Annotated in this window: 6 protein-coding genes; 5 read left to right on the top strand and 1 reads right to left on the bottom strand. The window is 47.9% G+C overall.

The genetic code is table 11. From position 1 onward, the window contains the following. The first annotated feature begins 51 nt into the window (after positions 1 to 51). From MHB71_RS04130 to MHB71_RS04150, 5 genes are all read left to right on the top strand, one after another. Positions 52 to 1,860, top strand: a complete 1,809-nt coding sequence (locus MHB71_RS04130; protein WP_340028885.1) for a DAK2 domain-containing protein — start codon at positions 52 to 54, stop codon at positions 1,858 to 1,860. Positions 1,861 to 1,936: 76 nt separating this feature from the next. Then, positions 1,937 to 2,800, top strand: coding sequence for a DegV family protein (locus MHB71_RS04135; RefSeq protein ID WP_036674905.1), 864 nt, complete (start codon positions 1,937 to 1,939; stop codon positions 2,798 to 2,800). A 10-nt stretch (positions 2,801 to 2,810) separates the two neighbouring features. After that, entirely contained in the window at positions 2,811 to 4,856 is a 2,046-nt protein-coding gene (recG, locus tag MHB71_RS04140; RefSeq protein WP_340017911.1) for an ATP-dependent DNA helicase RecG, read from the top strand. A gap of 115 nt (positions 4,857 to 4,971) precedes the next feature. Further along, a complete protein-coding gene (locus tag MHB71_RS04145) occupies positions 4,972 to 5,259 on the top strand; it encodes a stage VI sporulation protein F (RefSeq protein WP_036614589.1) in 288 nt (95 codons plus the stop codon). Positions 5,260 to 5,886: 627 nt separating this feature from the next. Next, positions 5,887 to 10,344, top strand: coding sequence for a glycoside hydrolase family 3 C-terminal domain-containing protein (locus MHB71_RS04150; protein WP_340028886.1), 4,458 nt, complete (start codon positions 5,887 to 5,889; stop codon positions 10,342 to 10,344). Positions 10,345 to 10,377: 33 nt separating this feature from the next. Here MHB71_RS04150 and MHB71_RS04155 read toward each other — a convergent pair whose 3' ends face one another. Next, complete coding sequence (locus MHB71_RS04155) at positions 10,378 to 11,958, bottom strand: response regulator (protein WP_340028887.1); 1,581 nt, start codon at positions 11,956 to 11,958, stop codon at positions 10,378 to 10,380.

An 11,958-nucleotide genomic window follows, 5' to 3' on the forward strand; every position in this document is an offset into this window, starting at 1 on the left:
ACATCTTGGTGCAAGGTGTTCGTGTATCAAGCTAGGAAGGGGAATTCTCACTTGAGTATACGTTCTTTAAATGGAACAGATTTCACCGCAATGGTACTTGCCGGAGCGGAACAACTTGGACAGCATGCAGAGCACGTCAATTCCCTGAATGTTTTCCCTGTGCCGGATGGTGACACGGGAACGAACATGAATTTGACAATGAGTGCAGGAGTCGCAGAGATTAAAAGAAAAAGTTCTGCCTCCATCGGCGAAGCTGCCGGTATTCTATCGAAAGGCCTGCTTATGGGCGCACGGGGGAATTCAGGAGTTATTCTGTCGCAATTGTTCCGTGGTTTTAGTCGTTCAGCTGCTCCCTATGAGGAACTGAATACGCTCCAATTTGCAGCAGCCCTGCAGAACGGTGTTGACGCAGCTTACAAAGCAGTCGTAAAGCCCGTTGAAGGGACCATTCTTACCGTAGCCAAGGAAGCGGCGAAACATGCCAACTACTACGCAAGACGGACGAATGATATTACTGAATTAATGAATGAAGTTTTGTTAAAAGCAAAAGAAGCACTGGCAATGACTCCGGAATTACTGCCTGTACTGAAACAGGTTGGTGTTGTGGATTCAGGTGGTCAGGGGCTTGTATATATCTACGAGGGCTTTATGGAAGTATTGCTGCAAAGTGATGGAGGGAGTCGTACTTCACTGAACAAAGAAGTAACCCCATCCGTGGCAGCATCTGCTTTGAAACCGGCTGCACCGACAGCAGTGGATATCAAGAAGCCTGCACAGCAGGTGATTGCACCGGAGATGCCATTGTCTGCTCAGGCGAGACTGGAGACGGAAGATATTGAATTTCTGTATGATATGGAATTCTTCATTAATCGTGAGCTTGGAGAGAACGCAGGAGTGGCATTTGATGACGAAGCATTCCGGAAAGCGTTGTCAGTTAATGGAGATTCGATCATTATTATTGCTGATGATGAAGTCATCAAAGTTCATGTCCATTCCAAGACACCAGGCGATGTATTAAACCTGGCGCTGCATTATGGTGAGATTACACAGATTCATATTCTCAATATGCGTGAACAGCATCGGGATCTCCTGACAGCAGGCATGGACATTGCTCCATCACCTGAATTGTTTGCAGAGATTCCACCTGAGGCAGCGCGCAGTATGGAAGAGGCTGTGCTTCCTGCAGATGAGATGGCACCGTATGGTTTTATTGCGGTATCCTCCGGTGACGGTATTGCTGAGATTTTCCAAAGTCTTGGCGTTGATGTTGTTCTGTCCGGTGGACAGACGATGAATCCGAGTACTGAGGATTTTGTAAAAGCCGTTCGTTCCATTGCTGCGGAGCAGATATTTATACTCCCGAATAACTCGAATATTGTACTGGCTGCCGAGCAGGCTCGTGAATTGCTTGAAGATGAGCGCCGGATTACGGTTATTCCAAGCAAGACCATTCCACAGGGAATGGCTGCTGCTTTTGCTTTCCAGGAAGATGAGTCTGCGGAAACAAACCGTGACCAAATGTTGGAGGCCATCAGCCGGGTACAGTCCGGTCAAGTGACTCATGCGGTTCGTGATACGCAATATGATGAATTAGATATTAAGGCGGGGCACTATATCGGTATTCATAACTCCAAAATTGTAGCGACGGATGAAACCATGCTTCAAGCATGTGAAGGTCTGCTCAAACAGATGATGGAGAGTGGAGATGAAGTGGTGACGATCCTTGAAGGGGAAGAAGCTGACCCTGAGGTTACTGCTGCCCTCGCTGCATGGCTTGAAGTACAGTATCCTGATGCTGAGGTAGAGGTACATCTTGGAGGACAGCCTGTGTATTATTATTTGTTCTCCGTAGAGTCCTAATAAAGGTTGTTCAAAAAGTCTCTAGTTGACTTTTTGAACATGTACTTATAGCACTCTAGCGAAAAGGAGGAGAGTCATGAGCCACAAGGTTACGATAGTAACAGACAGTACGGCAGATATTCCCGAAGAACTCATTCGCAAATACGGGATTCATATTGTTCCGCTACGTGTTCTGTTCGGTGAAGAGACCTATGCAGATGGCGTTGATCTGACTTCGGAACAGTTCTACGAAAAGTTGAAGAAGGTATCTGTGTTGCCTACAACTTCACAGCCATCTCCAACCGATTTCATGGATGTGTACCAATCACTTCTTGATGAGAACCCGGAACGCCCGATTGTATCGATCCACCTGTCATCCGGCATGAGTGGTACCTATCAATCGGCCATGCTTGGCAAGTCTTTGCTTGAGACTGAGGGTGACATCACCGTGCTGGATTCGAAGTCAGCATCTTATGGATACGGTCTAATGGTGGTACAGGCTGCTGAACTTGCCGAACAGGGCAAGTCAGCAGTCGAAATCGCTGCGGCTATTGAAGGGATGCAACAATCTCGCAAGTTGTTCTTTCTTGTAGATACTTTGGAGTATCTGCAAAAGGGCGGTCGGATTGGCAAAGCTTCAGCCATCTTGGGAACGTTGCTTAACATTAAGCCGATCCTGTCTATTGATGAAGAAGGCGTTATCTACGCAGTTGAGAAAGTCAGAGGTCATAAAAAAGCAATGGCACGCATTATTGAGCTGTTTCAGAAGGATCTTGCAGGCAAACGGGTGAACCTGGCGGTAGGTCATACCGCTGACCCGGGATCAGCGATCGCTTGTGCAGAGCAGCTACGGGGTCATTTTACACTGAATGAAGTGATCTATACCAATATTGGAGCCGTAATAGGCAGTCATGTTGGACCTGGTGTCATTGCGATCTTTATGTGGCCTGTTCCGGAATGAGGGATTAGACATGAAATTGGAAGAAATATCAGTTAAGCAAATTAACGGCGTGAGTGCTCTCAAAGAGGGAGAGCTTCACGCCTTTGGCATCTCTACTGTTAAAGACCTGCTTGAATATTATCCGTTCCGTTACGAGGATTATCGTCTGCGTTCACTTAGTGAAGTGAAGGATGGGGACAAGATTACGGTCCAGGGACAGGTGATGGGTATTCCTGTATTACAACGATACGGTAAAAAGTCCCGTCTTACCTGTAAGATCATGACGGAAGAGTGGATGATTACAGCCACCTGGTTCAATCGCCATTTCCTCAAAGAACAACTAACCCCCAATCGGGAGATTGTGATTACGGGAAAATGGGAACAAAAACGCATGCAGATGACCGTGACTGACTCGGAGTTCCCTGATAAAGGCGATGGGCGTTCAGGTACATTGCAACCTGTATATTCGGTAACTGGCAAACTGACACAACAATGGATGCGGAAAACGATCAATCAGGGATTAATTCAATTCGGAGATATGATTCCTGAGATTCTGCCTCAGTCCTTGATGAGGAAATACAGCTTGATGCCTCGTAAACAAGCGATTGCTGGAATTCATCGTCCACAGGACAACCGGGAAGGTCAGCAGGCCAGACAGCGGATGGTGTATGAAGAGCTGTTTCTGTTCCAGTTGAAAATGCAGGCGTATCGCGCGCTCAACCGGAATCGCATGGATGGTGTAGTGCATACCACGGACAATACGACGATTCGTGAGTTTGTACGCAGTTTACCTTTTGAACTGACAGATGCTCAGAAAAAGGTGGAGCTTGAAATTCTGCATGATATGCGTTCGCCCTATGCAATGAATCGGTTATTGCAGGGTGATGTCGGATCAGGTAAAACGGTTATTGCGGCAATTGCGCTATACACCACTGTTCGATCTGGATTCCAAGGGGCTCTGATGGTGCCTACGGAGATTCTGGCGGAGCAGCATATGCGCTCACTGCAAAAGCTGTTTGAACCGTTTGGGGTAACCGTAGGGCTGTTAACGGGCAGTGTAAATGGACGCAAACGTAAAGATCTGATCGCCTCATTGCAAATGGGCATGATTGATATTGTGGTGGGTACACACGCCCTGATTCAGGAAGATGTTTTCTTCCGTGATCTGGGTCTTGTGGTGACGGACGAGCAGCATCGCTTCGGGGTGAATCAGCGCAGCGTTTTACGACGCAAAGGATATAACCCGGATGTGTTAACGATGACGGCAACGCCTATTCCGCGGACACTGGCCATTACAGCTTTTGGTGATATTGAAGTATCCACGATCTCGGAACGTCCGAAGGGACGGATTCCAATCTCCACGTATTGGGTCAAACACGATATGATGGAGCGGGTGCTCGGTTTTATCTCGAGAGAAGTGGATCAGGGACGTCAGGCTTATCTGATCTGTCCGCTCATTGAAGAGTCGGAGAAGCTGGATGTGCAGAATGCCATTGATCTGCATGTGCAGATGCAGCAGAACTTTCCAAAATATCGTGTTGGTCTGTTGCATGGACGGATGACGGCTGCGGAGAAAGAAGAGATGATGCGGGACTTCTATAGCAATGATATTCAGTTGCTTGTCTCCACCACCGTTGTGGAGGTAGGGGTCGATGTGCCAAATGCCACGTTGATGGTCATTATGGACGCGGACCGCTTCGGTCTCTCCCAGCTGCATCAGCTTCGTGGTCGGGTCGGTCGTGGTGCGCATGCTTCCTATTGTGTACTCATTGCTGATCCCAAGACGGAGGTTGGACAGGAACGCATGAAGGTCATGACAGAAACGGAGGATGGATTCGAGGTATCCCGGCGTGACCTGGATCTCCGGGGCCCGGGTGATTTCTTTGGTACCAAACAGAGCGGACTACCCGAGTTCCGTCTTGCCGATATGGTTGCCGATTTTGCTGTGCTCGAACAAGCCAGAGATGACGTGACCCACTTAATTGAGGATGCGACCTTCTGGACCTCTATGGACTATGCACCTCTGCGTGATTTCCTACAGCAACAGCAGGTATTTAAGGGCGATCTGATTGACTAAAGCTTACCTTGATAGCTGGTTTTTCGTATTACCTTTGTAAAAAAAGACAAGTGTACAAGCCCTCCCGACATATGAATAAGAAGTGAGTTCATTCTTTTGGGAGGTGCTATACGTTTTGGGTTATCAACAATATGGAATTAGTCCGCAGCTGGTGGAGCGGATCAAATTAAAGATGAAAAATCCCGCTGTCAAAGAGCGTATCAAAAAGTTGATTGATGGCGTGACCAAGTCTGATCTGCAAGATAAGGCCAAGGTCAGAAGGTTGGTCAAGTCTTCAGCTGTCATTATGAATGAGAATTTCTCTCCGGCGCAGGAGGAGCAGTTTGTTGCGTTTGTACTCGCGCAGAAGATTGATCCGAACAATACGTTTCATTTGATTAAGCTGTGGGGGATGTTTAGGTAGGGATTCGATGTAATGTTGGGTGGGGTAAAATGAACTACAGGGTGTTACACGTGGCCACTACGAGTGCAGTACCATCTTTCGATCGCTGTTATCCCCGGATTTTTTTGAATCACCCTTTGAAAGGGTGAAATCCGGGGATAAAGGCGAGCGCTTCGCTTCTTCAGATTGGTTCTGCACTCTCCGTTACTGTGTAGCTGGAGTTCATTTTATAAAAAACCAAATTACATCGAATGTTTATGAAGTAATTTTAGTGGGTGGGGCGTTCTATAAGTCAGGAAGATGACTTATGGAACGCCCTTTTGATTGAATAACCAGGGACAAGCCTTGTGGGATTACTTGGTTGAATATTCGTTGTAGTTATCGAAATGACCCATGACCTGGCTTGTGTTACCGCAAAAACAAAATTTTTCATTGAGTAGCTTTGTTGGTTAAATCGAGCATCTTAGTACAGTGATGGGTGGAGTATGAGGCTTATATTTAATATGAATCCAAATTTATCCTTTAACGATACATAACCGTAATTTCTAAAAATACTGTACCTCAATCCATAAACAAAATGTACCATTCCTCCGACTATAATGAGTGAGTATCAAATTGTAAGCGATTACAAATAAAGGAGGGGTAACATTGACTTTGACTAGAGGTTTCAAGCAGAAGATTAGCGGCAAAGTGATTGCGGTCATCACCGTGGTCAGTCTGACATGGGGGTCCTGGGGGGCCACGCCACTATCAGCATCTACGACAAGTACTTTAAAGTTCCAAACTCAGCAGGGAGGTGTCTTTGACGGGATGCCATTATTTGATGGCGTGCCAGCGCATCTGGATGCATACGTAGACACCTATTTCGAATACACTGGCCTCGAAGGTCCAGCCGTTTATGTGACGGGTTCGCGAAACCATTACACATTGAAGCAGGGGAAACATGCGGGCAAGGTCATTCCCGGTGCGTTATCTGCTGCAGATAATGTTCAGGGTGTCTCGACCGATTTTCCTGCTCTGATTGGCATGGGACAGAGCTGGAACAAAGAACTTTTGTCCGATATCGGTGAAGTGATGGGGAACGAGAAAATCAGCAAATTAAAGGTCAAGCAGGGCGAATCCAACATTCATGGGGGCAATGATCCTTCCCTCAGCGTGGCGTTCAGTGTGGTCAGTGATATGCGTATCAATCCGCTTAGCGGTCGCTTCGATGAAGGGTTCTCTGAAGATCCCAATATGGCCGGAGTCTTGATCGACAAGATGGCTTCGGGTCTTAGCGGAATTGATCAGTCCACCAGCGAAGATGGATTCTGGATGAGGGCTGCGGTGGGGACAAAGCATTACTCCGTATATAACGCGCAGTGGTTCAGGCAGACAGCGAATAACAGTGCAAGCGCGCGTTCATTGTTTGAGTACCAAACCAGAGCCGCGCTCCCTGGATTTGAATCAGGTGCGCTGGCGGGCACAATGACATCTTATGGCCGGACTAACGGCATTCCAAACATCCTTTCCCCGCTACAATTATTAGCCAATTTGGACGCCAAATATGGCGTATACAGCTCGCCCGATTTCAATGGAGATGCAATTGTATCCAACGCGAACCAACTCGGAAATGGATATGACGACCGCTATGCCGTGGACCGCGGTCATGCAACCGTTCTCATGGCGCTTGCTCAGGCGAATGCGGGTCGGCCGTCAGGGACGACACCTGCGGATGTGACCGATCTGGTGGCGCTTGTAGAGCAAGGGGAATATGGAATCACCGAGGAAGAACTTATAGAAGCAGCCAGACCACATGTAAACCAGCTGGTACGTTTGGGGATTTTTAATGAAACTGATGAGCAGGGCATACCGAAAAACTATCCTTTTGCCCAGGAAGCAAGGGATGTCAGGACGTCTCCGCCTTCCGATTATAACCAAGTGAACCATCAGGAAATAGCACTTCAAGCGGCACAGGAGAGCGTTGTTTTGTTGAAAAATGACGGCACACTTCCGCTGGAAAAAGGAAATGACGCTGCTGTTTCTGGGGTGTATGCCGACGCACGCTTCAAGACGACGTATTCAGTTGGCGCGACACCTACGGTGGAAAACGCCGGTGAATCTCCACTGCTCTCAATCATTAAAATGAATGGCAGTAGCAACGTAAACTATGCCCCAGGAAATGAAGTCATTGCACTAACCTCTAAAGCGAATCAACAAACGGTCACAGCGGACGTGTATAGTCCAAATGCAGGCACGGAGGGAGCTCAGCTCATCACAACTTCGGATGCCCAAGATGAGTCCAGTTTCTCCCACTTGTTCCGAGTGTACGATTGGGGTCAGGCGGGTTCAAGTTTATTGTCGCTGTACAACCAGCGTTGGGTGACTTCCCCTGCCACAAATCATGCAGCAGTTGGCAATACGGATCGTACCAGTCTTAATCTGACGAACAATGATTGGAACCTTCCTGAGATGATGGGTGATACGAGTGCCATACCCCCAACATTACGAATGGAAACGAACGAGGATGGCTCAATGTCTATTGTTACCAATGGGTACCGTACAGGATTCTCTGGTGACTTTACAAATTGGTATTATGCTAACGGACGCTTTATCAAGGTAGATGATGCTGGTAAGCTCGTAACAGCATCATCTCCACTGGGAAGCAAGGATAGCGCTGCGAATCGCCCGGACGAGGTGAAGTTTGAGAAGACCGTGGTGAAGAACGTGGGCGAAGAGGCAGTAGCAAGAGCCACGGAAGACGATTATGCCATCGTCTTTGTCGGCGCAATTCCACGTCATAGCGCAGGAGAAGGTAATGACCGCTCTACCCTCGATATGGGCGAGGCTGATTATGAACTGGTCGACAAAGTATCTGCTGCCTTTGCAACCCAGGGTAAGAAAACCGTTGTCGTGGTTAAATCGAGCTTCCCTGTAAACATGGAGCGAATTCAGAACAATCCTAACGTCTCGGCGATCGTTTACCAGCCATATGGGGGTCAATACGATTCGTATGCTCTGGCCCAGGTCTTGTTCGGAGATTACGCACCCACAGGTCGACTGACGTCCACATGGTATGCGGGGATGGATGCATTCCCTTCCATTAGTCCATATGTTATACCAGAAGGTAACATTACTGGTCTTGACGACATCGACCCCCGATTTACGGTTGATATGACGAATGCAGACCCTATTGAATCTGAGCTGACTTATATGTATACAGATGCCACGGTGACCTATCCGTTTGGTTACGGGTTATCATATGCTGATTTTACGTACGATTCCCTGACCGTACCGTCTTCTGTAACGGGAGATGAACCATTCACGGTGTCGGTCCGCGTAACCAATACAGGAGACGTAGCCACTTCCGAGGTTGTGCAGCTGTACAACCGTAACAGCAACTCTGCATACGGCGCATATGCGCCTAAAAAGAAGCTGGTTTCATTTGAGAAGATTCATCTCATTCCGGGTGAAACAAAAGAAGTCCTGTTGCAAGTTGATCCACAAACGCTGGCATTATGGGATGTGAATCGGAGTGAATGGATTGTTGAACAGGGCAGTTATGAATTCATGATTGGGACCTCGGCAGCGGATGCAGACGTGCAAGTATCGAAGGCATTAAGCATTGGTGAGAAGTCGATTGCGACCTTACCTCTTACCCAACCCATAAATGTATTTGACCATGCGTTTGCTTCAAATGAAGTCGTTTACCACGAAGTATCCAAGGAACGCACGGCAGCCCAATTAAAAGCCAAAGCGATTGTTGGAGGTTATTACGCAGTTCGGTCCAAACAAAATGGATCGTGGATCGCGTTGCCTAAGGCTGACCTCACAGGTGCACAGAAGGTGAAGGCAACTGTCGCATCTAATGTGCAAGGTGGCACGATCTCGTTGCATGCGGATGCGCTCGATACCGCACCGCTTGCTGTGTGGAACGTACCGATGACAGAGCCTGTCTCCTACAAGATTAGTAATGCTAACGTAACGGTCAAGGAATTAGGGTACATTGACGTAGATGCGGATATTTCTGCTGCCGTGAGCGGCGTACATGATCTGTATCTGGTGTTTCATGAACCGGATCTTCGGATTGACAGTTTGTCATTTACGTTGAAAGAGCCGGGAACAAATCCAGGAAGTCCAGGCACAAATCCAGGAACAAATCCTGATTCGCCAAGCACGCCTGGATCAGGTAGTGTTGGAACTCCTGTTAAGCCACCAGCATCCGGGTCCGAGACTGAAGGCGAAACGGATTCGGAGGGCAATGTTTCTACTGTCGTGACCGTGCAAACGGGGGATGTTGCTGATCAAGCTAAGGCAGCAAGTATCCGCTCATCTGGCATCCGGGTCATCGGTGATCCATGGAACGTATCCATCAAAGATAAGCAGAACACGTATGTCATTGCAGCGCTGCCTGTTAACGATGTCGTAGCTGCAAACTCCACAGCAATCGCATATGTTGGAGCAGGAGGCCAACTTACGCCGGTGCCTGGCGTGTTGACCAAAGACACAAACGGAAACAAGGTATGGAAAGTACTGCTAAACCAAGGAGGCACGTACGTTGCGATTCACTCGCTCCGCGAATTTGTTGATGTTAAACCTTCAGCTTGGTATGCCAAAGATATAGCCAAAGCCAACAGCTTGCTGTTGATCAATGGCGTATCGGAACGCCGCATGCAACCCCAGGGAACGACAACATCAGCCCAAACGTTGATGGCTGCCTCGAATGCGTTAGGAATTGAGCCGGGGGGAGCGGCAGCAAACGAGAAATGGTTTGATCCGATTTTGCGAGCCTCCAAGGAATATGGCCTGATGGAAGAAGGGCAGTACCTGCCAAATGCCCCAATGTCACGTGAGGACATGGCAATGGTGCTCGTTCGTGCGCTGAACTTGTCTGGAGTGGATACGAAACTGCCGGAAGCAGAGGTTGAATCATGGCTGGAAGATTTTAAGGACCAGGCCCAGCTGACACCAAATAACCGGGCGGTCATGGCAACGGCCATTCAGCTTGGTATATTTCAAGGTACGCCGGATAAACTGCTACAACCACAGAGCACCCTTACACGGGCACAACTTGCAACTGTCATTGTCCGTGTGCATGACCGGATAGTAGAACGGCTGGATCGATAAGAGCCACAACAACGAAAACAAGGAACTGGGCCATCATGCATGGCCTGGTTCCTTGTTTTTTGTGGTGAAGGATTTGTGTTGCTTTCGGTATTCCTCTGGAGTCCAACCGGTCAATTTTTTAAACACCCGAAAAAAATATTTTGGATTGTCGTAACCCAACTGTTTGGCAACCCGGTAGATTTTATCGTCTGTGCTCGTTAAGAGCTGCTTGGCTTGCCTGATCCGTAGTCTGTTTACGTAATCAGTGAAGTTCTCGGATGTCTTTTCTTTAAATAAATGACTGAGGTAACTCGGGTTCAGGTAGAACAGGGACGATACCCATTCCAGCGTTAAATCCTTGGTATAGTGATTATCGATATATGTCCTGACGTTGTCGATTACTTGATCTGATGCGTAGGGGTTGTCTTCCTTAAGCAGAAGGGCTGTTCCCGTCAGCACCTTTACCATGTAATGCCTAATGCACTCCATATCGAACGAGACGTTCAGGACGGCTTCCAAGCTGGAAGAGGCGCTACTGTTACCTCCGTTCTGGATATAGTTACTCAGCAGCCGTTTGGTTTCCGTGATAATGTCTCTGCACTGCTCTTTCAGGTGGGCAAGCAAAGCGTCAGGCTGGCGTATGTAGAAAGCAAAGAAATCGGTGATGAGCTCTTCCACCTTCGGCACATTCCCGCTCTCTATAAAAAATAACAGTTCATATGTTCGAGCCCACTTCAGTAGATGTAAAGGAAATTGCTCCCGTGAAAATACGTAACATTTGCCAAAATCGGTAATGGCTCGTTCGTCCAACGCAAGGATCGTTTGATGATGAGCTTCTCGGACCCCACCAATGCCTGTATGAGGCAAGCTGATCCCCACACAACAATCCGTAGTTTCGGATTTGGTCAAAATGATACTCGCAGTTTGTTCCGCCATTTTCTGCAAATCAAGCTGGCCTGAGCAATCCAGATCATGCATCAGGAAAAACAGTACTTGATCCGTTTGTGGATGAGGAATGTACAGGCCATTCGAAAAGGTAGGTAGTTGCTGTGCTGTAAGCGGTTGAGGACCATAAATCGTCAATAAAATGAACTGGTCAGATGCCATGATGGCTGCAAATTCCGCAGAGCGGAACACAGGTGTTTTGATGGATGAATGGGGAGCCAGCACATAATTCAGGAAGGCTTGCATGTCTGTATCCCTTTTCATCTGCTCCGTTTCTACTTCTCTTAGAACGACTTCCCGCTGAAGAGAACGCTCCTGTTCGATGGCTTGGATGGCTTGGTGAAGCGTACCGTGGATCTCGTCCCGGCTAAAAGGCTTCAGCAGGTAATTTACAACTTTCGCAGAGATTGCCTCCTGCATATAATCAAAATCGGTATGTCCGCTAATGACAATTAACTTGATACCCGGATATTGCTGGCATACTGTCCTGATCAACAGCTTGCCGTCGACCTCAGGCATGCGCATGTCCGTAAAGATAATGTCCGGCTTGAACGATTCAATCAAAGCCAAGGCATCTGCTCCGTTATCTGCTTCGCCTAAGAGTTCAAGCGAGTGCTCAAAAGTCCCGATTTTTTTCAACAAACCTTTGCGGATCAAGGGTTCATCGTCCACAACGATATACGTGTACAT

Origin of the sequence: Paenibacillus sp. FSL H7-0940 (assembly GCF_037979415.1) — a bacterium.
Taxonomy (GTDB): Bacteria; Bacillota; Bacilli; order Paenibacillales; family Paenibacillaceae; genus Paenibacillus; species Paenibacillus amylolyticus.

What these genes read in the sequence shown, in the direction of transcription:
- MHB71_RS04135 (WP_036674905.1), top strand. Translation starts at nt 1,937, where the DNA reads ATGAGCCACAAGGTTACGATAGTAACAGACAGTACGGCAGATATTCCC.
- recG (WP_340017911.1), top strand. Translation starts at nt 2,811, where the DNA reads ATGAAATTGGAAGAAATATCAGTTAAGCAAATTAACGGCGTGAGTGCT.
- MHB71_RS04155 (WP_340028887.1), bottom strand. Translation starts at nt 11,958, where the DNA reads ATGTACACGTATATCGTTGTGGACGATGAACCCTTGATCCGCAAAGGT.